Origin of the sequence: Vampirovibrio chlorellavorus, from assembly GCF_003149375.1 — a bacterium.
Lineage (GTDB): Bacteria > Cyanobacteriota > Vampirovibrionia > Vampirovibrionales > Vampirovibrionaceae > Vampirovibrio > Vampirovibrio chlorellavorus_B.
Genome location: NZ_QFWH01000005.1, coordinates 21,284 through 46,170, shown reverse-complemented (window position 1 = coordinate 46,170; position 24,887 = coordinate 21,284). Strand labels below are relative to the sequence as shown.

At 53.5% G+C, this 24,887-nt stretch carries 26 protein-coding genes and 1 tRNA gene; 14 read left to right on the top strand and 13 right to left on the bottom strand.

The window, feature by feature from the left end; all coding sequences use genetic code 11:
• Positions 1-20 precede the first annotated feature (20 nt).
• From DF283_RS07800 to DF283_RS07785, 4 genes are all read right to left on the bottom strand, one after another.
• Positions 21-647 (bottom strand): type II secretion system protein, encoded by a 627-nt coding sequence (locus DF283_RS07800; protein ID WP_303674193.1) that lies wholly within the window; start codon positions 645-647, stop codon positions 21-23.
• Positions 648-979: 332 nt separating this feature from the next.
• Entirely contained in the window at positions 980-1,282 is a 303-nt protein-coding gene (locus tag DF283_RS07795) for a hypothetical protein (RefSeq protein ID WP_303674192.1), read from the bottom strand.
• Between the two features lie 224 nt (positions 1,283-1,506).
• Complete coding sequence (locus DF283_RS07790; RefSeq protein WP_303674190.1) at positions 1,507-2,655, bottom strand: KamA family radical SAM protein; 1,149 nt, start codon at positions 2,653-2,655, stop codon at positions 1,507-1,509.
• Between the two features lie 216 nt (positions 2,656-2,871).
• A complete protein-coding gene (locus DF283_RS07785; RefSeq protein ID WP_303674188.1) occupies positions 2,872-3,336 on the bottom strand; it encodes a DUF5069 domain-containing protein in 465 nt (154 codons plus the stop codon).
• A gap of 214 nt (positions 3,337-3,550) precedes the next feature.
• Between DF283_RS07785 and DF283_RS07780 the strand changes: the two genes are divergently transcribed.
• From DF283_RS07780 to ispF, 3 genes are read left to right on the top strand one after another with little or no spacing between them, the layout of a single operon-like run.
• A complete protein-coding gene (locus DF283_RS07780; protein WP_303674187.1) occupies positions 3,551-3,937 on the top strand; it encodes a winged helix-turn-helix transcriptional regulator in 387 nt (128 codons plus the stop codon).
• A gap of 41 nt (positions 3,938-3,978) precedes the next feature.
• Positions 3,979-4,794: a Cof-type HAD-IIB family hydrolase gene (locus tag DF283_RS07775; protein WP_303674185.1), complete on the top strand. Its 816-nt coding sequence runs from the start codon at positions 3,979-3,981 to the stop codon at positions 4,792-4,794.
• A gap of 11 nt (positions 4,795-4,805) precedes the next feature.
• Complete coding sequence (gene ispF, locus DF283_RS07770) at positions 4,806-5,300, top strand: 2-C-methyl-D-erythritol 2,4-cyclodiphosphate synthase (protein WP_303674183.1); 495 nt, start codon at positions 4,806-4,808, stop codon at positions 5,298-5,300.
• 391 nt (positions 5,301-5,691) lie between these two features.
• Here the strand turns inward: ispF and lgt are convergent, their stop codons facing one another.
• A complete protein-coding gene (gene lgt / locus DF283_RS07765) occupies positions 5,692-6,474 on the bottom strand; it encodes a prolipoprotein diacylglyceryl transferase (RefSeq protein WP_303674182.1) in 783 nt (260 codons plus the stop codon).
• Between the two features lie 201 nt (positions 6,475-6,675).
• Between lgt and DF283_RS07760 the strand changes: the two genes are divergently transcribed.
• The 3 genes from DF283_RS07760 to DF283_RS07750 all read left to right on the top strand — a co-directional run bounded on the left by DF283_RS07760 (position 6,676) and on the right by DF283_RS07750 (position 10,750).
• Positions 6,676-7,899 carry a YkgJ family cysteine cluster protein gene (locus DF283_RS07760; protein ID WP_303674180.1) on the top strand — a complete coding sequence of 408 codons (1,224 nt, stop codon included), beginning with the start codon at positions 6,676-6,678 and terminating at the stop codon, positions 7,897-7,899.
• Positions 7,900-8,066: 167 nt separating this feature from the next.
• Positions 8,067-8,726 carry a hypothetical protein gene (locus DF283_RS07755; RefSeq protein WP_303674179.1) on the top strand — a complete coding sequence of 220 codons (660 nt, stop codon included), beginning with the start codon at positions 8,067-8,069 and terminating at the stop codon, positions 8,724-8,726.
• Between the two features lie 104 nt (positions 8,727-8,830).
• Positions 8,831-10,750 (top strand): motility associated factor glycosyltransferase family protein, encoded by a 1,920-nt coding sequence (locus tag DF283_RS07750; RefSeq protein WP_303674178.1) that lies wholly within the window; start codon positions 8,831-8,833, stop codon positions 10,748-10,750.
• Here DF283_RS07750 and DF283_RS07745 read toward each other — a convergent pair.
• Positions 10,738-10,956 carry a hypothetical protein gene (locus tag DF283_RS07745; protein ID WP_303674177.1) on the bottom strand — a complete coding sequence of 73 codons (219 nt, stop codon included), beginning with the start codon at positions 10,954-10,956 and terminating at the stop codon, positions 10,738-10,740. The genes DF283_RS07750 and DF283_RS07745 overlap by 13 nt on opposite strands.
• A gap of 52 nt (positions 10,957-11,008) precedes the next feature.
• On the bottom strand, positions 11,009-11,209 hold the full coding sequence (locus tag DF283_RS07740; RefSeq protein ID WP_303674176.1) for a hypothetical protein: 201 nt from the start codon (positions 11,207-11,209) through the stop codon (positions 11,009-11,011).
• Between the two features lie 206 nt (positions 11,210-11,415).
• On the opposite strand from DF283_RS07740, the gene DF283_RS07735 reads away from it, so the two are divergent.
• The 5 genes from DF283_RS07735 to DF283_RS07715 all read left to right on the top strand — a co-directional run bounded on the left by DF283_RS07735 (position 11,416) and on the right by DF283_RS07715 (position 15,319).
• Positions 11,416-12,204 (top strand): sulfite exporter TauE/SafE family protein, encoded by a 789-nt coding sequence (locus DF283_RS07735; protein WP_303674175.1) that lies wholly within the window; start codon positions 11,416-11,418, stop codon positions 12,202-12,204.
• 241 nt (positions 12,205-12,445) lie between these two features.
• Positions 12,446-13,063 carry a hypothetical protein gene (locus tag DF283_RS07730; RefSeq protein WP_303674173.1) on the top strand — a complete coding sequence of 206 codons (618 nt, stop codon included), beginning with the start codon at positions 12,446-12,448 and terminating at the stop codon, positions 13,061-13,063.
• 206 nt (positions 13,064-13,269) lie between these two features.
• Positions 13,270-14,352: a class II fructose-bisphosphate aldolase gene (gene fbaA, locus DF283_RS07725; RefSeq protein ID WP_303674172.1), complete on the top strand. Its 1,083-nt coding sequence runs from the start codon at positions 13,270-13,272 to the stop codon at positions 14,350-14,352.
• A gap of 358 nt (positions 14,353-14,710) precedes the next feature.
• Positions 14,711-14,977: a hypothetical protein gene (locus DF283_RS07720; protein ID WP_303674171.1), complete on the top strand. Its 267-nt coding sequence runs from the start codon at positions 14,711-14,713 to the stop codon at positions 14,975-14,977.
• 267 nt (positions 14,978-15,244) lie between these two features.
• Positions 15,245-15,319: transfer RNA gene (locus tag DF283_RS07715), tRNA-Val, on the top strand.
• Between the two features lie 321 nt (positions 15,320-15,640).
• On the opposite strand, the gene DF283_RS07710 is transcribed toward DF283_RS07715, so the two are convergent.
• From DF283_RS07710 to DF283_RS07685, 6 genes are all read right to left on the bottom strand, one after another.
• The gene (locus DF283_RS07710; RefSeq protein ID WP_303674169.1) at positions 15,641-16,435 is read right to left on the bottom strand and encodes a tryptophan 2,3-dioxygenase family protein; all 795 of its coding nucleotides are present in this window, start codon (positions 16,433-16,435) and stop codon (positions 15,641-15,643) included.
• A gap of 106 nt (positions 16,436-16,541) precedes the next feature.
• Positions 16,542-17,291 carry a tetratricopeptide repeat protein gene (locus tag DF283_RS07705; protein WP_303674168.1) on the bottom strand — a complete coding sequence of 250 codons (750 nt, stop codon included), beginning with the start codon at positions 17,289-17,291 and terminating at the stop codon, positions 16,542-16,544.
• Between the two features lie 119 nt (positions 17,292-17,410).
• Entirely contained in the window at positions 17,411-18,010 is a 600-nt protein-coding gene (locus tag DF283_RS07700; protein ID WP_303674167.1) for a methyltransferase, read from the bottom strand.
• Between the two features lie 137 nt (positions 18,011-18,147).
• Positions 18,148-18,357: a hypothetical protein gene (locus DF283_RS07695; protein WP_303674166.1), complete on the bottom strand. Its 210-nt coding sequence runs from the start codon at positions 18,355-18,357 to the stop codon at positions 18,148-18,150.
• Between the two features lie 402 nt (positions 18,358-18,759).
• Positions 18,760-18,972 carry a hypothetical protein gene (locus tag DF283_RS07690; RefSeq protein WP_303674165.1) on the bottom strand — a complete coding sequence of 71 codons (213 nt, stop codon included), beginning with the start codon at positions 18,970-18,972 and terminating at the stop codon, positions 18,760-18,762.
• 80 nt (positions 18,973-19,052) lie between these two features.
• The gene (locus DF283_RS07685; RefSeq protein WP_303674164.1) at positions 19,053-20,585 is read right to left on the bottom strand and encodes an exosortase/archaeosortase family protein; all 1,533 of its coding nucleotides are present in this window, start codon (positions 20,583-20,585) and stop codon (positions 19,053-19,055) included.
• A gap of 161 nt (positions 20,586-20,746) precedes the next feature.
• Between DF283_RS07685 and DF283_RS07680 the strand changes: the two genes are divergently transcribed.
• From DF283_RS07680 to DF283_RS07670, 3 genes are all read left to right on the top strand, one after another.
• Positions 20,747-20,983, top strand: a complete 237-nt coding sequence (locus tag DF283_RS07680; protein ID WP_303674162.1) for a hypothetical protein — start codon at positions 20,747-20,749, stop codon at positions 20,981-20,983.
• Between the two features lie 407 nt (positions 20,984-21,390).
• On the top strand, positions 21,391-23,460 hold the full coding sequence (locus DF283_RS07675) for a GumC family protein (RefSeq protein ID WP_303674161.1): 2,070 nt from the start codon (positions 21,391-21,393) through the stop codon (positions 23,458-23,460).
• 47 nt (positions 23,461-23,507) lie between these two features.
• Positions 23,508-24,863 carry a polysaccharide biosynthesis/export family protein gene (locus DF283_RS07670; protein WP_303674159.1) on the top strand — a complete coding sequence of 452 codons (1,356 nt, stop codon included), beginning with the start codon at positions 23,508-23,510 and terminating at the stop codon, positions 24,861-24,863.
• The last annotated feature ends 24 nt before the right edge of the window (positions 24,864-24,887 follow it).

Sequence of the window (24,887 nt, the reverse complement as noted above, 5' to 3'; positions counted from 1 at the left end):
AAGGCTGCCTTAGTTAAAAATCAGTTAAAAATTTCTGTCCACAGAGTCACGCTTTCGAGATTGCCGCTTGGTCCTATGGCACCTGGGCCAGTCGGCCCCATCAGAATCGGGCCAATACCACCGTTACAGGCGCTGGGGCCGTAGCACACCGTCACTGATATAATATCGTCCCCAAAGGTGTTGGGGCCAGCCGGGCCGTTCCAGTCAATGCCCACCGACTCTGCACTGGGCAGTGGAGGGCCGTTTATACTGGTAAGCACCGCTCCATTCGGCAACACAAAGGCGGAAGCATTCCCGGGATCCGAATAGGGTGCGCCAACTTCCAGACACCCTTCCAAACCGGGATTGGTGGCACATTCCTTCACGTAATTCAGGTTGTTTCTAAAAAACTGTCTCTGTAAAGCTGGCGTGGCCACGTTAGCGCTGAGATCCATCCTGGCCTTTGTATTGAGCTCATACAATGTGGCGATGCATTCCTTGAAAATGGCTTTTTTGCGGGCATCCTGCTGGGTGCTGAGGATTTTGGGGATGGAAAAGGTGGCGATTTCCGCCAGAATGAGCAAACTGATCAACAATTCCGCCAGGGTAAAACCTGTCGGGGCGGCCTGGTTTTGGGCCACTGGCCAAAGGTATCTCAGCAGGCGCATGTTCCGAAACTTTCTCTCTGTAATGACCCAATAACGGGCGTTTGGACGGACGATTCAGGAATGAGATCTGGATGGATAATTCTATCGCCTCAAATTCGCCAGTCTCTGCCAAGGGTTTACCTATAGGATATCATCGGCAGAGTTTCAAGAAACTCAATGCAATGCTTTATATTTCTTTACGTTTCGCTCGGCAGGAGTTTTCGGGCACGTGCATGGGTGCTTTGGCCGGACAAGTCGGGAATAGACCGATTAGGCCCAACAGGCCCATGGCCAAAGAAGCGGCCCAATTGCTCAGACCGCTTCTTTTGGAGGCTAATAGATACAGTGCTAGATTAGTAATAGCCGTAGGTCTGCTGACCGGTAGCATTAGCGCCCGAGCTGCCCGACTGGCTGTACAGGTAAGCGCCGCCCAGTGCGGCAGCCCCCACGGCCAGCGTGGTTTTTGGGTTTCTTAAAATTGCATTCCCAATACCGCCTAGTTTTTGAGCGCCTGCCTTACCCGCGACTTCACCGTATCCGGGTTTAAACCGTAACTCACCCGTTTTCTTGCTTTTAATAACGCCATCTTTACCTTTTTTGAAAACGTCTTTGAGCATTTTTAAACCCTTGGAAGCATTCCCAACCATCATTGGCATATCGTATTCCCCCTTATTATTGTTAACCCACTGTCCCCTACTGTCGCCGTGATTCCAAAGCCTCCGGCCCAAGCCGGTCGCTGAATGCGTGTGGCGAATGGTGTGTCATCCCTTATGCTTGTATAAAAACATTTAAACCAAATTTGAATTGAAATCATTACAATTTATTTACAAAATCCCTCCCCAGCCAAAGCCGGAGAGGGATTCGCGTGACGGGTGAGGGGTCAGGCTTCTTCCAGATATTCGTAAACATCGCCTTTGTAGTTCCGCAGCACGGTTTTGCCGGGCTCTCGGGACACAATATAATCCGGCGACACGGGGATCTTGCCACCACCGCCGGGGGCGTCCACCACGTAGGTGGGAATGGCGTACCCGGTGGTATGCCCCCGCAGGTGTTCCATAATTTCCAGCCCCTTGGCAATGCTGGTACGGAAGTGCGCGGTCCCCTGCACCGGATCGCATTGGTAAATATAATAGGGGCGTACCCGCAGCTTCAGCAGTTTTTGCATCAGGGTTTTCATCACGGCCGGATCATCGTTCACCCCTTTCAGCAAGACGGTCTGGCTGAAGGTGGGAATGCCCGCGTCGGCCAGCTTGTTGCAGGCCGCTTCCACTTCCGGGGTGATTTCATCGGGGTGTAAAAAATGGATGCTCATAAAAAAGGGATGGTACTTTTTCAGGCGATCGACCAGTTCATCGGTGATTCGTTGGGGCAACACCACCGGAATTTTGGTGCCAAGCCGCACAATTTCAATACTGGGAATGGCCCGCAAATTCTGAATGATGCCTTCCAGCTTGTCATCACTCATCACCAGCGGATCGCCACCGGAAATAAGCACATCCCGCACTTCGGGGTGCTTACGCAAGTATTCGTAAGCGGCGGAAAAATCCACTTCGTGCTTACCACTGCCCACCAGCCGACTGCGGGTACAGTAGCGACAGTATACGGAGCAGGTCTCGTTGACCAGAAAAAGCACCCGATCCGGGTAACGATGCACCAGACCCGGGGCCACCATGCTGCCGTCCTCTCCGCAGGGGTCCACCATTTCGGCGGCAGTGGTTGTAAACTCGGCCATGCGGGGAATCACGGTCTTGCGAATCGCATCTTGCGGATCGTGGGGATTGATTAAATCAAGATAGTAAGGGGTGATGGCAAAGGGCAAATTTTTACCGGCGGCCTGAAAGGCTTTTTCTTCTTCAGTCGTTACCGGAATGAATTGCTTCAGCGCTTCGAGGCTGGTCACGCGGTTGCGGAACTGCCATTTCCAATCGTGCCACTCCGGTTGTAATTTTTCCACGGCAAAGTTTTTCAAAAGGGGCAGACTCAGGTTGAACGCCGGTGGATCCAGGTGATTGGTCAGCATTTGGGCCATGATGATTTTTCCCTTCAATTAATGAGCAAGCATTTCAAATTGGAGTGATTCAAACTTTTCTTACGTCGTTTCCGGGCACTTTCGGATGGAGGGAGAGTTGGCGGGCTTGCCGCAAAGCAGTGTCATGATAGCCAAAGCCTTGGGTTGAGCAAACCCGCCAATGTCTTCCAATGTCTCACGGGCAGCAGGGCACTTGCCGGATTCCTGAAGCCGTTTTTAAAGCCGCTTTTCTTCAAAATCGTAAACGTCAAACCAGTGATATACCACTTTGCCCGGGGGCACCACTTCGGCAATGTAATCTTCCATAAACAGTTGCAGGTTATCGGGCAACTCTTTAATGGTGCTGTAGCGATGCTGATTGTTCCACTTCACCACGTCCAAACGCTCCTTCTGCCTGGCGTGCTGCTTTATCCATTCGCCCACGGCGGCATCGGAAGCGCCGGTGGCCACAAAGGCTTTGAACTCATCGGCGTCAATGCCCGCAAAGTCGAAAAACATTCTATCCAGCGGGCAATTGAAGTGGTATTCGCCGTTGGTGCCATTCAGCACGGCCCGGCACTTGTCCAGCATTCTTCCAGCAATCACGTATCCGCCCAAAGTCTCCCGGGGACTACGCGGGTAGTCCTTGCGCAAATCCTTGGCCAATGTTTTGAGTTGCTCAGAAACAGTCGTCGTACTCATGAGGTGGGTGTCCTTTCAAGTCTGACTGATGGATCACTGGGTTTTGGTCGATCTCTTTTCAAATCTCATTACTTAGAGTAATCTGGTTACTATAAGTAACTGCATTGCAGTATAAACCCACAAGTTCCTTTAGAAAAGTAGGCACTTCAAAGTAACTGGTTTTACTTTCAGCACGCTTTCCTGCACCGCTCAGTTTATGGTGAATGATGCCCCCATGCCCCAGCGACCGTTAAAACCCATCCTGCCCCCCAGTCCGTCGGGTTGCCCCATGGACTCTTTACTCCGCCTGATTATGGGTCAGTGGACCTGCTACATTTTGTGGGTGCTTTGCTCGCAAGGGCCGCAGCGTTTTGGTACGCTTAAGCGCAACATTCCGGGCTTATCCGCCAAGGTCCTTACGGAGCGGCTTCGCCTGCTGGAGGATGCCCGTATCTTGTATCGGGAGCATGTGCCCAGTATCCCGCCCCAGGTGACTTATGGACTGACCGATCGGGGTAAGGAATTGTTAACGGCTATGGATGAACTGTTCAAAATCGCCAAACGCTGGCAGGATGAAGACGCTGAAGATCCTGTTGCTGATTACGACAGGTATAACGGTTAAAATCGGTTGGCCTTCCGGGGCCGTAATAGTATGATAAAGCCATGATCAAATTGGTAGCGCTGGATCTGGACGGCACCGTCGTCAACGATCAGCTCAAAATCAGCGAATCCCTGTTGAGGCTTTTAAAGCACCTGATCACCGAAACTTCGGTGCGGGTGGTCATTGCCACAGGGCGGATGTTCAGTTCGGCCTTGCCCTTTGCCCGGCAAATCGGGGTAGTGGAGCCGCTGGTAACCTACCAGGGGGCCATGGTGCGAGATATCGCCGATGGCCATGCCTTGCGCTCTCATACGCCCATTGCTTTGCCCTTGGCTCAAGAGGTCATGCGAACACTGGTGACCGATGGCTACCACATTAACCTGTACATGGACGATCGGCTGTGGACGCATCCCACCAACCACCATGCCGGTTACTATCAAAAGGCCGCCGGGGTGGAACCTATTTTCACCGAGGATCTGCTGGGCAGCATGACCCAGGACCCCACCAAGATTATGGTTATTGACGATGAACGGCTGGATATTTTATTGGCCCATCTCAGCGTCCATTTTGCAGGGCGCCTGTCCTTCTGTCGCTCTCGTTCAAACTTTTGCGAAATTATCGATGTGTCCGCCTCCAAATGGAACGCTTTAAAAACGCTGGCCGAAGAATGGGGCATTGAGCCGCATGAAATTATGGCCATCGGCGATCAGGGCAACGATCTGTCTATGATTGAGCATGCCGGCGTTGGGGTGGCCATGGGCAACGCCCCGGATTATGTGAAAGAGAAGGCCAATTTTGTGACCCGCACCATCCACGAGGATGGGGTGGCCGAGGCCATTGAGAAGTTTGTGTTGGGCCACTTGCCCTTGCGGGCCTAACGATGACCGGAATGGGCACGGTACTTCCCTTTAAAATTGGGCAGGGCTACGATTTGCATCGGCTGGTGGCCGGTCAAAAACTGATGATTGGGGGGATTCAGGTGGAGTCCCCCGTGGGGTGTGAGGCCCATTCCGACGGGGATGTTGTTTTGCATGCCCTGATTGATGCCTTACTGGGGGCCTGTGCGCTGGGGGATATCGGTGATCACTTCCCCCCGTCTGATGATCAATACAAGGGCATGGACAGCAGCGCCTTTGTGGCTAAAACTCTGCCCTTGGTAACGGCCACTGGCTACAGACCGGGTAACGTGGATGTCACTATTTTTCTGGAGAAGCCCAAGCTGGGACCTTACAAGGCAGACATCCGGGAAAAGCTGGCCGAGTTGCTGGATTTGGCGGTCGATTGCGTGAGCGTGAAGGCCAAAACCGCCGAGAAGTTTCCGCCCGTGGGCACCCAAGAGGCCATTGCCGCCAGTGTTACGGCTCTCTTGTATCTCTCCACATAGCTTACTCAATTCAATTCTTTTTCAGGGGACCTTGCCCTCTGTTACCCCCACTGGGGGGGAGAGCTTGCCGCTCGTTCTGTGCCCCCTCCAGCAGCCCTCCCCGGCTAAAAAGATTTGGCAGGTTCCGTTTACACCACGTTTCTAACTGTTTAAGTACAGCGAGTTAAAAAACTTGAGCTTGGCAACGTTGCCAAAAAAAATTCCACAACTTGTTTGAGCGGCACGCAGTTTTAGAAACGTGGTGTAAACGGAACCTGCCAGAGATTTTCATGGGCCGACATCAAAAAAATGCAAAGTCATCCCATTGGCTATTTGTCATTCCCACCTACGTGCGAATGGCAAACAGAAGGGCCAGCAATGATCCTGCCGCTTTATAACATTGGAATCAATCTTAAACCAAGGCGGGGGGCTGTTTGGCAGAGGATTGCTTTTTTCGGGAGAGATAGGCCAGCATGAAAGCGCCTAGGGCGATGCCCCCCAGACTCACCCACTGAGAGGCGCTAATGTGTAATTCCTGACTCCACACCAGTTGATCGCCTCGCACAAACTCCAGCGCAAAACGCACTATGCCCGCCAGAATAAAGAACCACCAGGTGGTAAAACCCTCAAACGGTTTTTTACGATCCAGCTTGATCAAAACGAAGGTGACCAGCACCATCAGCACTGTTTCGTACAGCGGGGCCGGATGCACGGCCAAGCCGTGGGTTTCGTGTTGCAAGGGGTAATGGATGGCCAAGGGCAAGTCGCACGGGGCTCCATAACAGCAGCCCGCCAGCAGGCAGCCGATCCGTCCGATGGCCAAACCCAAAGCGGCCGCCGGGGCTACAATATCGGCAAAGCGCAACAGGGGGATTTTTCTCAGGCGGGTGTAAATGGCCATGGCTAAAAAAGCCCCAATGACACCGCCATACCAAACTAATCCCCCCTTACTGAGGATGGAGCCCAGCGGATCGCTGAAAAACTGGGCTGGAAACCAGATGAAATAAAACAGTCTGGCCCCGCCAATACCAGCGATAATAAACCAGATGAGGGCTTCCGTATAATCATCCACCCGATCCCCGGCCTGTTTGGCCCTTTGGGCGATGAAAGCGAACCCCACCAAAAAGGCCAAGGCCACCAATACTCCGTAGGCATAGATTTTGATACCAGATAATTCAAATAACAGCGGGCACATGGGTCATTTCCAGCCTTGGGGTTACATAACTCTAGGAGGTGAGCATCCCTTCCCGATACGTTTGTAACTGTCCGAGTACAGCGAGTTCAACTTGACGCGATGCATCTTTGCCAGGAGCAACTCCATTGGTTTGTCTGAGCTGCACGCAGTTTTAGAAACGGGTCGGGAAGGGATGCTCACCTTCTAGTATCATAAGGGAATATGAATCAGGACTCAAATCAGGCCGTTTATTTTCAGTGTCAGCTGTGCGGGGAGTGTTGCAGTAGCTGGAACATCCCCATTGAGGCGGAAAAAGCGGAAGCCTTGCTGCAAAAGCCCTGGGTACAGGAAAGGCTGCAGGAAACTGGACGCCAATTACAGCGCCAGTCCGAAAGCATGTACCGCATTCCGCTCACCGATGAGAACGTGTGCGTATTTTTAGGCGCGGATCGACGTTGTCTGGTGGAAGTCCATGAAGGACTGGCGCTGAAGCCGCATGAGTGCCAGCGCTTCCCCTTTGCCACGGTCAAGGCCCCCAATGGCGCCACCATTCACGATACCTCGGCGGCTTGCAAGTCGGTTTCGGAAAAATTGCTGCTGGCCTTCCGGCCCATTCAGCCCCGGCCAGTGGATCAGACTCGAGGGCAGACACCGGTTGAGACACAGAGGCAGGCACCGGAGCAGGCTTCAGGGCCGGCACACACAAGCCTTGCGGCTCCCTCTCTGCCAGAAGGCCAGTCGGAATGCAGATTGGACCGTACGCCGGAAGAATGGCTGGCCGATGTGCAAACCATGCCCGCCCGGGTGTGGCAAACCCTGTTTCGGCAAACGGATTGGGAATCGCTACAGAGGCTGCGGGCCGAGTGGAAGGACTGGTTTCAGTCGGAGGACTGCACGGCGGATCAAGCCCTGTCACGGGTGCAGGCCAGCTTAACCGCTCAGCGATCGAATACCGGGCGACCGACTTCCACCCGTATGCCATGGGGTTGGGCGGGTCGGCAACAGACGCTACTAGTGTACTTTTTACGCAAGCCCTATCAAAGTTTCAGCCTGTTTCAACTGCTCAGCGGGGAACTGTACCATGATCCCCGCCTGTTTGGAGAGCCCTTGCCCCTGAAGGATATGGGCCGGGTTCGCTGGTCGCCTGAGGGCGAGCGCCTGCTGAAAGCCTTTGTCTACAACCTCCTCACCCGGAATCGCTTACTGGCCTCGGGAGGCTCGGCGCAAGCGCTGGTGGCCATGGCGGGGGTAGCGATTGGGCTGGCGCGCTGGTACGCCCGGTCTCTGGCCGTGCTGCAACATGCGGAAGCAACCACACCCTCGGGTGTGGCGACGGCCATTCGGCTGGTGGAGCGCTATTACACCGGACATCAACCCCGATTTTTTCAGTTTTTCCAGTCCCGACTGCGAGGATGGCTGGTACTACGCTGGTTGTACCTGTTCTGAAAAGTGAAATGCCAGACAGGCCACCCCAAGCGGAGGGGGTTCCGTCACCTGCCCGATCTTTTTGAAATGGGATTCAAGATTTTCTGAAATCGCCGATTCCATAGAGAATCGCAATATTTTGCGCACACTTTAAAGTAGCGTTCACCCAATTGGGGGCTTAGACTGCCATGCCAACCGCGCCTGTTTTTTCCGTGTCACCCTTGTCCCGCATACAGGTGGCCTGCTCACTCCTCATCTTCTTGAGTCTGGCGGTGTCCGATGGCCTGGCTCCCGCCTTTTCCCAGACCCGCTACAGCTTAACCGCCCTACTGCACTGCACCCGGGAGGACAGCATTTTAAAGGCCTTTCAGCTGATGACCGAAGGGCCAGCGGAACCGTCGCTGCGCCAGATCGTCAGCAAACCGGTGCGGGTAGTGTTTAAGGACATGCGTCTGCTGAACAAAAGCCTGAAGAATTATGACGCCCTGAGCTGGATGAGCAATCAGGGGGATCAGGTGATTTTTGTGAATGAAAAACACCGTCAGGCGCCGCCGGAGGCCTTGGCCGCCCTGATTGCCCACGAGGCCTTGCACGATGACGCCGAAAATTCCCTGAGCGAAGAGGTGGAAAGCTGGCGATTTGAGGCCACTGTATGGATGGCCCTGAAAGCCAAAAATCCGGCGCTGGCCCAACTGGCCGAAGGCACGCATCCCCTGGTGGATCGGGAAAACCGGCTGGAAAAAGAGTTAAAGGCGGGAACGCTGGAAGCCTTCGTGCGCTCCAGTCCGGGGTATAAAGGCTTGCCGGAAACCTCCCCCGGGTTTGGCGAGCGCAAGGCCATGCGCTGATCGTCCTTGGGCGTTCGGGGGAGTCCTTTGCCTGAGGGAGGCCCTTGCCGGTTTGGGACGCTAAACTGAAGCAGTGCCCACAGCCAGCAACGAGGGTGGCCCCTATGTATTTTGAATCCAATTGTCAGGCCTTGTTATCCACCCATGCCCAGCATGCGGCGACGGTGGACCAGTTGCGGGCCGTATCGCCCATCACCGAGTTTGAGCTGAACCCCTGTCCGGATGGCGGCTACACCCTGTTGTACCGGGGGGTGGCCTTGCATGATCCTCAGGGCCCACTGAGTGAGGCGGAGGCGGTCATTGCCCAACAGGCCACCCTGGTGGCGGATCGGGTGCATGTGGTGCTGGGTCTGGGGTTGGGGTACCTGCTGGAGGCCCTGAGTGAAAAAAGCCCCGGTCAGATGGTGGTGTATGAGCCGGATGCGGCCTTGCTGCGCTTTGTACTGGAAAACGTGGATCTGGCCCATTTGCTGTCGCTGCCCCGGGTGGCCCTGTTCTGCGATCAGCAGGACTTTTTGCTGTACTTGCGTAAAAAACTTTACAGTCAATACAAGCTGGATATTTTAACCCTGCGGGGAAGTGCCGCTTTATTGGCTCAGGAAATTCAGCCGCTGATGGAGCAGATTACCCGCATGGAACTGTTTCGGGTGCAGGACTTTAAAACGGGCCAGCACTTCCACCAGAAATGGATTCAGCAATTCTTTGGCAACGCCCCGAATTTTGCCGCCATGCCCACTCTGGATGACTTGGTGGATTCTTTTACAGACAAGCCCGCCCTGGTCATATCCCGGGGGCCGTCTCTGGATGCGGCCCTACCCTGGGTTCGGGCTTTGGCTGATGCCGTGGTGCTGATTGCCGTAGGCGGGGCTTTGCATCGTTTACACGATCACGGCATTACCCCGGATTTCGCCTTGTTTTACGACGCCAACGGCATGAAGGAGCAGGTGCATGGCTTGCCAGACGCCTACCTGGAGCAGATCACCTTTGTTATGAGCCCCTTTACCCAGCCCGCTGTGTTTGACATGCCCAGCCGGGGCAAGCTGTTGATGCTGGCTCAAAATAACATGCAGTTTGTGGATTTTCTGGATGAGGCCTTGCAGCGCAAGCATTGCCGTTTGGGCGGCGGGGGTACCGTGTCGATCATTGGCTTCCAGATGGCCCAACGGATGGGCTGTAATCCCATTGCGCTGGTCGGGCAGGATCTGGCCTTTCCTCACAATCAGGTGTACGCCGGTGGCGTCGCTATGCGCCTGAACGAGAAGGGGCAGCTGGATCTGGAAGCCTCCGAGAGCTTGTACACCGCCCCTTACGACCTGACCACCGTGCCGGGGCAGGATGGCAAGCCACTGCCCACCTTGCAGTCCTACCAGAGTTTCTTGATTCATCTGGAAGAGATGGCCGCCTTGAACGCCAAAAGCGAACGACCTGCGCAACTGTGGAACGCCTCCCTGGGCGGCGCGCATATCGAAGGCTTCCCGCTGCTGGACTTACAGCGCTGGGTGGGTCAGTGGCCCTGCTGGAAGCAGCCCCACGCCCTGTCCCAGCCACCGGCATGGACGGCGGAAGCGCAACAGGGTCGGGCCAAGTCCCTGAACAAAGCGATTCAGGATTTGCAGGTGGAACTGATCGGTCACATCCGCTTTTTAAAAGAGCAGGGACGATTGGCGGGCCGCAATCAATCCGATTTGCGGAAGCTGGCCAACCTGACCCTGGGGGTGAATCAGGCCATTTACACCCGATTTTCGGAAGCCCCCTTTGCCGCCTATTTGCTGATTCATGAAATGCGAGCGTATCGGGAGCAGTTTCAGGAAACTTTAACGCTACCGGATGGCCCCTTGAAGGCCCAGAAGGTGATTAAAACCTTTTGCCAGTCGGCGGCCAGCTTTCTGGAGGAACAGATTTTGCCCACAGTCCGTCAGGCATCCGAACTGTGCCTGTCCAGAGCCCGAGGGAATGACGCCCCGGCGGACCCGGCGGACCCGGCGGACGATGGCATCGTGGATTGGCCCGCTCAGGTGTCATAGTCCTCAATACTCATGGGAGGGCGGGACATGTAGGGGGTTCTGCCGTGAGCCCTTTCCAGGCGGTGGTGTGCCCACTGCTGCTCCAGCGCGGTCAGGCTGGCTTGCAACACGTCCGCATCGCTTTGAAACTGGCCCATGGTTTTCAAACGGCTGAATTGCCGATACAGGTTGGCGGGTAAAATCAGGTGAGCGGATTCCGGTTCCATAGCCATCTCCCTTTTTGTGGTGGGATTTACTGCCCGAACTGGGGAGCGATCGTTATCGGTGGGTGGTGGAGGCAGCGGACGGGGGATTATCGAGGTCAATGTCCAGAAAGTCCATCCAGCCGCATTGCTGGCAGCAACGCTGAATGCGGTTCTCCAGTTTTACCAGCAGCGCGGAATCACACAGGACCTCAATGTCCTGCGTGACCACAGACAGTTTCCCGCAGTTCGGACAGCGTGTGTGACGAATTTCCATAACAATGAACCCTTAATCATCCCAATCTGGAATTATATCGGTTGATACAGGGCGCGCCTATTGCCAGAACAGGCAATGTTTATCATGCGGTCAAAGCGGCATCGATTTCCTTTTGCATTTTCAGGCGGATCTTGGCTGCCCGTGCAAGGGTGATGGGGTTTGTATTACAGTAGGCGTTCATCATCATCAAGGGGAGGTGTTTTCCATTGGCTTTCCTGATTGTGGGTGGTTTAACCCTGCTGATTTCCCTGCTCACCCTGTTTTCCGGTTTTGGGCTGGGCACCCTGCTGCTGCCGGTGTTTCTGGTGTTTTTTGATCCGCCCATCGCCATTGCCGCCACGGCCATCGTACATTTGGCCAACAACCTGCTAAAGGCCCTGTTGTTTGCCAGACACGCCCATGCCGGGGTGTTGCTGAGGTTCTCGGTGCCTGCCGTTCTGGCCGCCTTTGGAGGCGCTTTTCTGCTTCAGTACCTGAATGCGCTCCCCCCGTTGTTCCAATACCTCTGGCAAGCGCAGTGGTTTCAGGTAACGCCGATTCGGTTCACCATCGGCTTGCTGATGATTGTCTTTGCCAGTCTGGAGTTAAGCCCCAAATTCAGAGCGTTGACCCTGTCCCGGCAGTGGGTTCCCCTGGGTGGGGCGTTGTCCGGTTTTTTTGGCGGTTTGACCGGCCATCAGGGGGCGTTTCGTTCGGCCTTTTTAATTCGACTCGGTCTGGACAAGCAGGCTTTCATCGGGACAACAGTGCTGGCCGCGGTTCTGGTGGATGTGGCCCGCATTGGGGTGTATGGGTTTACCCTGACTCAGGGGCATCAGGCGCTGCTCCAGACTCCAGCCCAGTGGCAGTTGCTGCTTTGGGCCATGGCTTGCGCTTTTTTGGGCACCTGGCTGGGCAGTCGCTGGCTGCAAAAAGTGACCTTGTCCTGGATGCAGACGGTTGTGGGCATTTTACTGGTGGCTTACGGCCTGTTGCTGGGCGCAGGCCTGATTTAAGGCGAGCAGAGCCGTGCATTGGGTTTTGAGGAAAACACAATAATTTTTGGATATGGGGAACCGGGTGTTTAGAAATAGTAAGACTGGTCCATTTGTATTAGTACTTCCCTACGATTTAGCACGTCTCTACCGTCAGACTTCTCTATCGTCAGAGCTTTCCTAACCAGAACTTTCCTACCCGATTTTGCTGTTGACACCGTTGATTGTCGTGTTCCCCTGAACGATGGAATCTTAGAGCAAGATGACCCATGTTCGTTTTTACGAGAAAAACCCCACGGTCAAAGAGGCCGTGACTTCTCTATTCGGGTTTTCCGGGGATATCCGCTCGATTCTGGCCAAGGGGATGTGTTCAATCGCTGAAAGTGACTTCAATGCCCACATTCGCATTAACGACCTAAAAAGTCTGGGCAAGGACAAGGCTTTGGCCCTGTATAAGTCCCGGGCCAGACGCCGTGACTATGATCTGGACCCGTACCTGTCCAAAGCGATGAACTATTTAATGATTCTGGAGCCTTCGGATCAGTTTTTTCTGGCCGTGAAAGTGAACGATATGATCCGGGTGGTGCGAGAGTTTATGGACTTATGCCAGGTCTACTCGCAAAAAATCCAGCTAACCATCGTGGAACGATTGACCGGAACCTACGTGCAGGGCGGATTGCACGAGGCTCAGGATTTGCTTTCAATCATCCACGGGAAATTCCATAAATACTTTTCCGGCATGAAAAAGACGCCCCCGGCCACCCCACAACCCACCTCCCGGGCGACGCAGGCAGGATTTGGGGACAAAACAGCCAGCCCGTATGCCACGGAGGCCATCACCGATCAGGATACCGGCATGCGCATTTGCCTGGAAAATTAGCCGCCCCCCTTTACTTCTGGAGCACGAGCCTGTGAAGAGACGGGCCGACTGCGGTGTTCGCGGATCGGAAGGAGGGAGAGAGGACTGGCCGGAAAGAGGACTGGTCAGTGAGAATCCGGATTTACGACACTTGGCGGGGTGACAATGGCGGCTTTTGTAAGAAAATAATCCAATGACCGTCATGATGTTGATCAGAGGATTTTGACATGAGCATTGCCACTCAAGCCAAGCTAAAGCCGGGCGTGGTTTCCGGAAAGGATTATCAGACCCTGGTAGAGGCCTGTAAGGCTGGAAAATACATTCTGCCTGCCGTCAACGTGGTAGGAACCAACAGCATTAACGCTGTGCTGGAGGCGGCCCGGAAAAATAAATCCGATGTCATCATCCAGCTGTCCAACGGCGGGGCGGAGTTCTACGCCGGTAAAGGCTTCCCGGACTCCTTTCAGGCCAAAGTCCTGGGGGCGGTCTCCGCGGCTCAGCATGTTCACCTGATGGCCCAACACTACGGGGTTTGTGTGGTCCTGCATACCGATCACGCCAATAAAAAGCTGATTCCCTGGGTGGAAGCCCTGCTAACCCACGGGGAAGCCCACTATCAACAAACCGGACGCCCCCTGTTCACCTCTCACATGCTGGATTTGTCCGAAGAGACGCTGGAGTTCAACCTGTCGGAATCCGCCCGGATTTTAAAGCGGGCGGCGGCCATTGATATGAGCATCGAAATTGAACTGGGCATTACCGGTGGCGAAGAGGACGGCATTGGCTCTGAGCATGACGACTTGGATAATCCCAACCTCTACACCCAGCCGCAAGATGTGCTGCAAGCCTACGAGCGTTTGTCGCCCCTCGGGTTCTTCTCCATCGCCGCTTCTTTCGGGAACGTGCATGGGGTTTACGCACCCGGCAACGTCAAACTGCGCCCGGAAATCCTGAAAAATTCGCAGGCTCTGGTGGAATCCACGCACAAAACCGGGCCCAATCCTTTGAACTTGGTGTTTCACGGTGGTTCCGGGTCGGAACAGGCCAAAATTGAGGAAACCCTGAACTACGGGGTGTTCAAAATGAATATTGATACCGACTTGCAGTTCGCCTTTGCCCATGAAGTGGGCAAGTACGTGATGGCCAACCCCAAAGCGTTTCAGTATCAGATTGACCCGGACACCCATACCCCTTACAAGAAAGCCTACGATCCCCGCAAGTGGCTGCGCACAGGGGAAGAGGGCGTTATTGCCCGTTTGGATGAGGCGTTCCGGGACTTGAAATCCGCTGGCAAATCCATCGCGGAGTAAGTGCCCCCCTGAACCTTTCATTGCGTCTGGTTTTTTTAATGAAGAAGAGCAGTGGCCTTGTTGAAGAGCGCCACTGTTCTTTTTTGCGTCTCAGATTTACATTTCAGAGGCGCTTACCCGGTCTCTGGTTCCGGTTGCAGGATGGGCGCGCCACACTGTACACAGTGATAGCTTCCAGCCGGGATATAGGCCCCACAGCACTGACAAGTCATGTTAGCCCTCCCATGGTTTGTGTATGGATTATGTCTCGGCCATAATCTGGAAACCTGAAGACCAGAATCCGCATCTCAAGGCGATTTACTGAAAATGCTTTCCCCGGGCTTTAAAAAGTCAAATCTCAAAAGAAAAAGGCCATTTTATGGATATTTCCGGTTTTTATACAACGTTAAGCCCCTTGGAGAAAGCCTACTGGGCACAGCTGGAGGCCCTGTTCAAACGGGTTGACGCCCGCAAGCCCGAAAAAGGGATTATAGCGCTGATTTTCAGGGCCCGGGCGCTGGCGGATCAACAAAATATTCCGCTGGAACAGGCTTTGGCGGATACTTTGGAAGGCGCTACCCAGCGAACCGAGCGACGGATAGCCCTTTTACAGCAATGCGCGATGAAGTCAGACTCGGCTTTTTAGTGGGGGCGGGCAGGGCAAATACACATCCAATTTTAGGAAATGATCCCTTCACAACACGTTTGTAACTGTATGGAGGACAGCGAGTTAAAAATTCAGGTTGGCATCTTTGCCCAAAGCACCATAGGTTTGTCTGAGCTGCACGCAGTTTTAATAATGTGTTGTGAAGGCAGCCTTGCCTAATATTATTGAGACAATAAAAGTTGATGCTTGTTGTCCCCAAGTCTTTTTCATATACTAAAACGCAAGAAAGAAAACTTTCTGACTGTCGGGCGCATAACTCAGCGGTAGAGTGCCACCTTCACACGGTGGAAGTCGTAGGTTCAAGTCCTACTGCGCCCACCACTTTATTACACTAAACAAATAAAACCTCCAACCATGCAATAAAAGCCCCGCCAATAGGGCTTTTTTCTGTTTTCAGGGACGCCACCGTTTTGACACAATCGTTTTGAAACGAGAGAACGCCCCTGAAAGGCCTCCCGTTCCAAAATGCTGGGTAATATCACTGCACTGTTCGGAATGTCTGGTTGGGTCGCAGGCGTGGGTTGGTCGGGCCTTGCTCAACGACCGGGTACACTCTCTGTTTCTCGGGAGATTCCTTTCCAAATCAGCATCCAATCCTCCTCGCTGTTCGGGAGGATTGACGACTCCCCGCCAGGTTGCGGTTTAGCTGGATAAGGGCTGCCCACCATAGGCCAGACCGCTTTCGTTGGTCAGGGTGCTTCGCAATTCCAGTAATTCCGGGAAAAAGCGGGTTTTAACCCCTTTTTGCAGCACCTGAGTGGCCAGACCCTTTAAGGACTGCGATTCGGTGCCAATGGTTCTGGCCACCAGCGCCAAGTGATGGGCCCGCCATTTGTGGAAGAGATCGTCAAAGTCCATCAACGCCTCGGCCAGCGTGTGCAATTCCAGATGATTGTGATAATCCGTGTAAATCTGGCGAACGCTGATCTGGTGGCGAGTCAGCAACTGTTCAAAAGCCTCTCCCAGTTTCGGGGCCATTTCCAGCAGCCAGTTGAAGCCAGGCGACTCCATGCCGCTGCCTTGCCCCAGTACCTGTCGGATTTTTCCGTATTCCACAATACTGATATGGCTGCCGATTAAGTCCACCTGCTGAATCAGAAGCCGCTGACAATCGTGTACCAGCCGCAAGCTCCTCAAAGCAGCCCACAGGCTGTCTTCGTTCATGGCCTCTATCAGCGCTTTTAACTCTTTCAGCATCAGTTTCATCCAAAGCTCGGAAGCCTGATGGGTTACCTGAAACAGGAGTTCATCGGGGCTGACTGTTTCAGCCGGTGTTTTTTGCAGGTTGAGCAACTCCAGGGTGCGCAGATACTTCTCATAGTCGGTTTTCCCTTCCCCAATGGGAAAGCCGGGGATGTAATACCGTCCCGTCACATCCGGGTGGGGATTGGAGGCGCTGGACTTCCCCGTTGACTCACTATTCAAAGACTCACCCACGGCGCACAGTTCCTTAATAGAATAAAATGGAATGAATCCAATTATGCGATAAAAACGGCCTTGCTTCAAAGGCTGGTATTTCAGGGTTTTGCTGAAGTCCAGAGACTCAGGGCTTTCGGGCACACCCCTTGCTGATGCGGGCCTCTACCTCGCTGGCCTTGGGTGACCCCAGACTTTTTAATTTCTCAAGCTGGGCTTTGGCCCGGGGCAAGTTACCCTGATTGCAGTATTCAATGCCCAATGCCACCCGGGAGTTGTCCAGATTCGGGTTGAGTTCCAGTGATTTTTCATATTCAGCAATGGCTAAATCGTGCTGGTTGGAGGATTGATACGCCCAAGCCAGGGTAGCGTGCGGGTAAGGGTTTTTGGGATCCAGATCAATAGCCCGCTTGGCCTGCTCCTGAGCGTCTGACCAGCGCTTCTTTTCCGCGTAGACCCAGGCCAGATTGGCATGGGCTCCGGCATTGCCCGGCTCCAGGGCTACAGCGCTGATGAGATGGCTTTGGGCCTCGTCCCACATCTTCTGCTCGGCATAGGCCCAGCCAATTTGCACATGGCCCTGAACGTTGCGGGCGTCCGCGGCCAGAACGGTCTTGAATTCTTCAGTGGCTCCGGCCCAGTCACCGGCTTTGGCCTTGCTGTTGCCCGCGTCCAGATGGCTTTTGATGAACTTTGCATCCGCCTTGCCCGGCTCGGAACTGGACGATCCGTCTGCGCTTTGAGAGGCAGGTTGTCCTTTGGGCAGGAAGGGCAGTTTTTCCAGAAGTTCACAACCGCTCAAACTGGCACTGACAAAAAGGGTAAAAAGGGCCAGAAGGTATACGTGGCGCTTTTGACTTGCTTGCTTAAATGACATTTTGGTCGACACTCCCAGAGCATTTGTGGAAACAGGCCAAATTGGCAGGGCCAATGAACCTGACTCCAGATCACTCCTTTTATTGTAGGGACTTTCTCCGCTTTTGCGCACCGGGCGCTCTAAAGTTCCTTTTTTCGACGGAGAACCATCAGGCGTTCGATACCACGGCGGTTGCTGGCGGGCTGACGTTCCTCCACGGAAATAATGTCAAAGCTATCGCAAAAAAGAGCTTGAACCGCCTCCAGCGTGGTGCTGAACGGTGGCCCATCGGCTTCCTCATGCTCCCAGAAAATGCCGATCAGATAGCCCTCCGGCTTGAGCAGGCGGGTGACGGTTTGCAGGTAGTCGGGGCGCTGTTTGGGTAAAATGGCGCAAAAACAGGTATGCTCCAGCACATAATCAAACTGATGGGCAAAGGGGGTGTCTGCCTGCCCCAGCGTAAAAATATCCCTCTGGTGAAAATCAGCCCATTGGCCATAGCGCTGCCGGGCCTCCTGCACGGCGCTGCTGGCGTAATCGAAGCCGCTAACCTGAAAGGCGTTCTGCCCAAACAGGGCCGCATCGTGACCACGCCCGGCACCCAAAACGGCCATAGCGCCCGGTTTTAAGAATGCCGGTGGCGCCTTGATCAGTGCCACAAAATGCGGAGAAGGGCCCGCCAAATCCCACCCTGTGTTCTGGGTGATGTAGCGATTTTCCCAAAAATGAACATCCAGCATACTGAAACGGATCCCGTACTTCTGTCCGTGCGGCCTGACCGGGGCCAGCCCGGCAACGGACTGACATCAGGATTAGTATATCACCGCCGGAAGCCTGAAAACAGAGCTTGAAGAGGGGGCCTGTAGCCTGATTGTCTCTAGTTTGAGCTTGAGTTGGCAGGGCTGATATGCGGCTCTGGTTTTTCTTGCAGGAACTGGTAAGTGGCCGAAACAAAGTGAACCAGCGCCAGACAAAACGCGCCGGTCGCCACCGGGGGGATGGGCAGCAGCATAACGCCACCCAGGCTGTAGCCCAAGGTCCACATCATGTTTTTACGGGGCTGGCCAAACAACTTGTGAATGATCATGGGCGGTTTGGGCGACTGCGTTTGGCGGCCTGTCTGTCCGGTTGAGGCAGTCTGTGGGCGTTTTCCCTGAAAGTGGACAGATCGGTTTGTGGGCCTGATCCAATCCAGTGTATCAACCGCTATTGGCCCCTGGTTTTGCCTGTGAGCAACCGGGGCACCGCTATTTTTTACAGGCAGTTGAGGACGAACGATTTCAATCCGGGTCATGGTGGAAATCTGCAAATTTTATGTTGTAAATGAAGCCACTTGAAAGGCTTGAATAGAAAGCCCTTGCTTGAACCCTTTTAAACTACACCAAACAAACGTCTCTGGCAAAACCCTTGTCCTCAGGATGTTACAAAGGTTCAAATCGGTTTTGGGGAAGAAGACTCGGATGGCCCTGTATTTCCGGAGATCTCTGGCTTATTGGATCCTGCTCTTGAGAAAAGCGGCCAATGCGATGTCTATCAAGCCTGTCCCCACCAGCACGGTTCCTATCCACAGGGGATCGAGACCGATCGCCTGCAGCAGCGCTCTGGCCTGCGCCTGAAAGATCAGTATCCCGCTCCCCAGAACCAATGGCACAAGAGAGGCCATCAAAAGCAGGGCGTAAGCTGGCATCTTTTTCTCGGGCACAGGTGGGTCTCCTTGATTCAGTGAGGGATAAGGCAGCCTTGCCCAATTCATGATCAAGAACCCGCATCAGGAATCTGGCTTCAGGGATTTGGGCTCAGGGTCTTAAGCATCAGCGCGGAAAAGTCCTGCAAAATGCTGATATCGTCCTGCCGGGATTCTGTAGGGTTCTGCAGCGGTAAGGGCATGGTGACGGTGACAATCTTCCAGCCAGAGGGTGGTTTTCCAAAGCGGGATTGCAGTACCGCCTGATACCATTGCCACCGACTGGCCGTAATGCCGCTATCCCACTGGTACCAGAGCGCTTCGTAATACTGCCTTCCCTCATACTCATACTGCAGGACCGGAATGGCGTAAACCCGCTGATTCAGGGTCAGCTTTAACTGCGCCACCTGTTTGGGCTGAAGCCCCTGCCCCACCAAACATCCCCAAAAGTTATGAATATATTCAGGAGAGTCACTTTGCAGCACGGTCAGCAACACCCGTTGATTGGGGCGGTGATAGGCCCGATTGATAATTTGCGCCCCTGCCAGCGATTTTTTTTCGGCCTCCGATAGAGCCAGCTCCGAACCCTGCCAGTCTGCCAGATGATGGGGAACGCTCAGAGTCGTTGGCGTCGGGTGGTTCAGTGGCACGTTCACCACCCAGTGAAACACGATGACGCAAAGGAACAGACACGCCGTGATTCCGGTAATCAGCCTGTTTTTTGCGGAAGAGGCGGGATGCGCTTTGTCCGGATTCGGTTCTTCCCCTTTGACCGGGAACCGGGCTTTGAGCCAATGGCCACTTTCCCAGATGAGATAGAACCCAAGGGGTAGCAGCACATAATCCAGATTGGTATGGATGGCCAGCGCCTGATCGGCGGAGGCGAAGTAGGCAACCAGCGCGGTCAGGCATAGCCTTACACTATTCAGAAACAGGGCCAGAATCAGGGAAATGGGGATGAGTAAAGCCAATTCCAGCTTTTGAAGCCCTTCAAAAAGATGTTTGAGCAGCCCCGCGAAAATAAACCCGACCCAGCTCTGCAGGCCACTGCAATCAGCGGTGATTTCAAAAGTTTCTCCCTTAATGTACATCATATTCTGATGGTAGGTGAGTGGTATAAACAAGGCGGAAAATTGGGTGGCCAGCCAGGTTGAAGCCAGTTGCAACGGAAGGCTGATGGCTGTGTGGATTTCCGCGTTGACCACGGGCAGCAGAAACGCTGAAAACAGAAAGTACGGCAAACAGTGCAGGAAACGCTGAAATCCAAGCAATGTCCAGCCTGAAAAAGCCAGTATTCCCAAATAGCTCATCCAGTACAACGATTTAATATGCAGAAAGTCAAACAGGGCGTGCACCAAAAGAACCCCGCTTAACAAAGCCAGGCCTATCCAGCTTGTGTTCAGAAGGGGTGACCCGGTGAGGGCTTTTTTGAGTGCCTCACGCTTGAAGCTGTTCAAGAGGGCAAACAGCAATACAATAGCGCCTCCCAGCTGAATTAAATTGTGATCCAGCGGGCGTTGCCAGAGTGTTTCCAGCCAGCTTGTCAACACGGGCAGACTGAGAAGTACCAGCAAGACAGCCAGTAACAAACCGTCCAGAGTTAATTTTTTTCGTAAATCAGAAATTTTCACCGGGTAAATGCTCCGGAGGCTCTTCTCAGGGGGATGAGCGCGTTTTAAATAGTTCGAACAGGGTAAGATTTATCGGAAATCCTGCAAAAAGATTGACATTTATAAAAACATGGATCAACATTCAAATGAGGGACTCTTATTTCTCTGTGGGTAAAATAAGTATGAGAGGCATTGCTGTGAATCAATTTTTCAGAATCGCTGGTTTGCTGTGTACGGTAACCGTCCTGTTGCTCAGCGCCGTTACCCTCACTGCGGAGGCGGCTCCCGGGAATGGAAACGGAAATGCCAACGGACATGGTAATGGGAATGGCCCCAAAAAAACGCCGGGTCTGGCCCTGGTCGCGGTTGCCGCTTTGTCATCCGCCAGCTATATGGGTTACAAGCGGCTGAAAAAGTAAACAGGCCCGCTTAAGCCATTCACGTCCTGCCAAACGCGTTTTGGCCCGCTTTTGGCACTGTTTGCCAGTTTCCAGTCTCGGGCTGAAAGGCTGGAAAAAAAACTAAAACGCTGAAAAGTGAAAATAATGAACTGGCAGGATAAATCTTCGAACGTTTGGATTTTTACCCGATTCGGCCCCGCTTGGGTGGTTGTTCGCGAGGCTGTACCCCATTCAGGGGACTGTGAGCGGGACGCCAATAACTCCTGTATTTAAAGGATAAAGTCTGTCCTGGCTTGAGACTAATATGAACATGACCGGTTGGGATCGGTGATTGACCGAACAACGTTCTTTAGCCTGCCGGGGCTACGGCGCGTTTTTCCCAAGCGAAGGGTTCAAGAACGGTCATTTGGGAGAGCTGGACAGCCATGGACTCCATTTTTCTGGTCTTAAAGCGCCATCGCTGGCTGGCAACGGCTATATTCTGTTTTTCGTTTCTGACGGTCGTGCTGATTCACTTTTTGAGCGCCCCCGTGTATGAGGTGAAATCCAGCGTTTATATTCAGCGAAAAATTCCAAACCAGTATCAGGCTTACGAGTATGATGACACCCTGGATCATATCCGGATTTTAAAGTCCAATCTGGTGCTTGATAAAGTGGTGAGTCGGCTGAGAAAAGAGTTTCCCAAGCGGGAGGACGTGGCCCAGGACCTGTTGCTGAGACGTTTGAGAGCCGACAGCAACGTGAGTACGGAGCTGAGTCAGGTTACCAAGGTTATTGATCTGTATTTTCAGGATACTTCGGCTCACTTTGCCAAAAAAGTGCTGGATCATACCCTCAAATCTTACGAGGAGGCGTTGGCGCACATTGCTCAGGAAACCCGCCTGAAGGGGATCGACTTCCTGAAGGTGCGACTGGCAGAAGTGCAGAGAAATCGTCACCAGTTGGCCGAAAACCTGAAACAGGTGGAAGCTGCCAGCGGCACCACCGATATTGATCTAAAAAACTCGGAGTTGGTTAAGTTAAAAAGCAATTTTACACAGTTGCTGGGCACTACCAGTGCTGAAATTCTGGCCACTGAAAAGCAGATCAAACACCTGGAAAGAATATTGGGATTGTCTCCCGCACAGGTACAGCGCCTGGTCAGTATTAAAAGTGATCCCAAGCTGGAAATCTGGCAGAAGCAACTGGCCATGGAAAAGGGAGAACTGGCAAAACTGAAATCCGCCTTTACAGACAGCTATCCGGTGGTACTGGAGAAAGAAGATCTGATTCAACGTCTGGAGCGTTTGATTGGTCAGCGCATCCAGTCCAGTTACAGCCAGAACATTCATCCTGCCGCACTGGTGGGAGAGGACAAGGCCTTCAGTGATTTGGACGTTACGTTTGGCAAGCAGCTCATCGAGCTGACGACGCAGCGGGCAGCCCTGCTTCAGCAAAAATCCTATTACGAGAGTTTTTTGTCTCAGCTGGATAGTGGCTTTAAAGCGGTCGCTTTTGAGAAAAAGGACATGGATGACTTGCGCTTGGCTCTGAACGCCTTGAAAAGCGAAGAGGAAAAGCTACAGGATAAAATTCAGGAAACCATACTGGAGCAAGCCAGCCTACTGAATTTGGGTGCCTTTGTGGTTTTGACGCCACCCATCGAGCCGGAACAGGGCGATGCCGTATTTCCCATTTCCTTGAAAACCACTTTAATACTGGGGGGGATGGCCAGTCTGGTTCTGGCGCTGTCCAGTGTGGCCATCGCTGAATTTCTGGATCCTCGTATTCCGTTGCTGGAAAGACCGGGCCTCTCACTGGGCAGTTTTTCCGGCAGATTGCCCCGTACCACCGAAACTTTGTATGAGGAGCTTGCGGCCCTTGGTCAGGGTATCGCCCTTCAGATTCGCAAGCGAGGGATTCAAACCCTGTTGTTTATTTCCCTGTTTGACAATGCGGACTCTCGTTGCGCCTTGCCCATTTATGTGGATGGCTCCGGTAAAAAGCCCGAGATGTTCTGGCACCCTGGCAATCTGGCCAGTGTATTGAGCGGGCTGTACGCCTTTAAGCATCCGGAGCTGAAGGTTTTATATTTCACGCAACGGGCCGCAGAACTGGATGGCTTTGCACTCTTCAATCCCTTCCGCAATAAGCGACTGGTTCTCAAACTGGGACGCCTGGAATTGTATCGCTCCTGTACCCAGGAGAATCTTTACCAGTTACTCGCTGAAACTGTGGATGAAGATATTCTGGATCCCGGCTTCCTGAAAAACCTGCAAGCACAGCAGGGCTTTCACCTGATTTTCCTGCACCCGTGGATGTCCGCTACCGGTGGCAATCCTGTCGCTGGTCAGCCTGCGGCAATCGAACGACAGAATAGGGTTGCCCTGATCGAGGATATCGCTGATGGCGTCATTCTGGGGATTTCAAAGTCCGCCAGCGATGTCCGGGAATTGAAGTTTCTGGAGTCGTCGATTCAGCCGGAGCAGATTGTCGGGAACGTTGTTTTCCCTTAAAAAATTCCCCCAAAAGCCGTTTCCTGAACAGAGCTGGAAAATATCGTATGTCGTTGATTCTCAAACAGAATGTCCCAAAATCCCTAGCCGCCTTGTCTGTGTGGGGGGCACTGGTGTTGCTCGGCATGCAGAACGCCATGGCCACAGAGCCCGCGAAAGGGCCTCATCAGCAGGCGAATGCGGAGTCCGCGGTTACCCGTTTTTCATTGGAGGAAGCGGAGCGAGATCCGGCGCCGCTTTCCCTGAGTTCCCTGAAAAGCACCTCTTCAGTGGTGCTGACGGACAAGGACTTCTCGGTCTGGTGGACACAGCTCCTGTCTCAAAATGCAAAGTCCGACCCTCAGGCAACGCTGGAAAGCACTCAGCCCGCTTCATCGGCCTCATCTCCAGAAAAAGGCTTTCATCCGGTTTCGCTCAGTCATCAAGAGAATCACCCTTTGGTGGCCAAAGCCGAGTGGCAGGACTATCATTTAAAGCCGGGGGATGTCATTTCCTTGCAGGTGCTGAGTCATCCGGAATTTTCCCTTCGGAACCTTTTAATCGCCCCCGATGGCACCATTGCCTTGCCCTTGTTGGGTAAGGTCAATACCATCAATCACAGTGTAGACAGTTTGACTGCGGTATTGACCAAGGGATTCGCAAGCGCCTTGCGTCATCCCGCAGTGACGGTGTCACTGGACAAAATTGCCCCGCAGCGCATTTATATTCTGGGAGCGGTAAAAAAACCCGGACTGTATCTACTGGATGGGCAGGATAATTCCGCCATCACACCGCTTGGCGTGAATCCGCCCAGACTGGATTACCACCTCAGTTCAGCCCTGGTGAAAGCGGGCGGTTTACTGGCCGATGCGGATTTGGCCCATGTAAGGGTGTTTAACCTGAATAACGCCTCTTGCGTGGAGGCCAACATTGTTGAATTACTGGCTTACGGGGCATTGGCGAACGATGTTGCCCTGGGGCTGGAAGATGTGATCTACGTTCCCCGACTGGAAAACGCTCAGTGGAATCACCCTGAGGTACTGAAACTGCTGGCAAACAGCAATCTGGGGCAGGAGACCTATCCCATTCGGGTCTACGGTTATGTAACGCGTCCGGATGTGTACCAGTTAAGCCCTACCGAGATGAGCTTACAAAGCGTGCTGGCCAAAGCCGGGCTTGATGTTGATAAAGCGGAGCCCCGGCAGGTTATTGTGGCCAGAACCCTGCCCAATCAACAAATGCTGGCTTTAAAAGTGGATGCCACCAGGAAAGATATGATTCTGTTTCCCAATGATTCCGTGATTGTGTCCAAAGGAAACTGGAAGCACTGGATTAAATCCACGTTTGGGGCGGCCTCTGCCATCACCTTGCCCGCGGCCAATATCAAGTACATTCTGGACAATACCAACGTAGTCACGCCATGAGCCATCCCCGTTCGCTGACTCAAA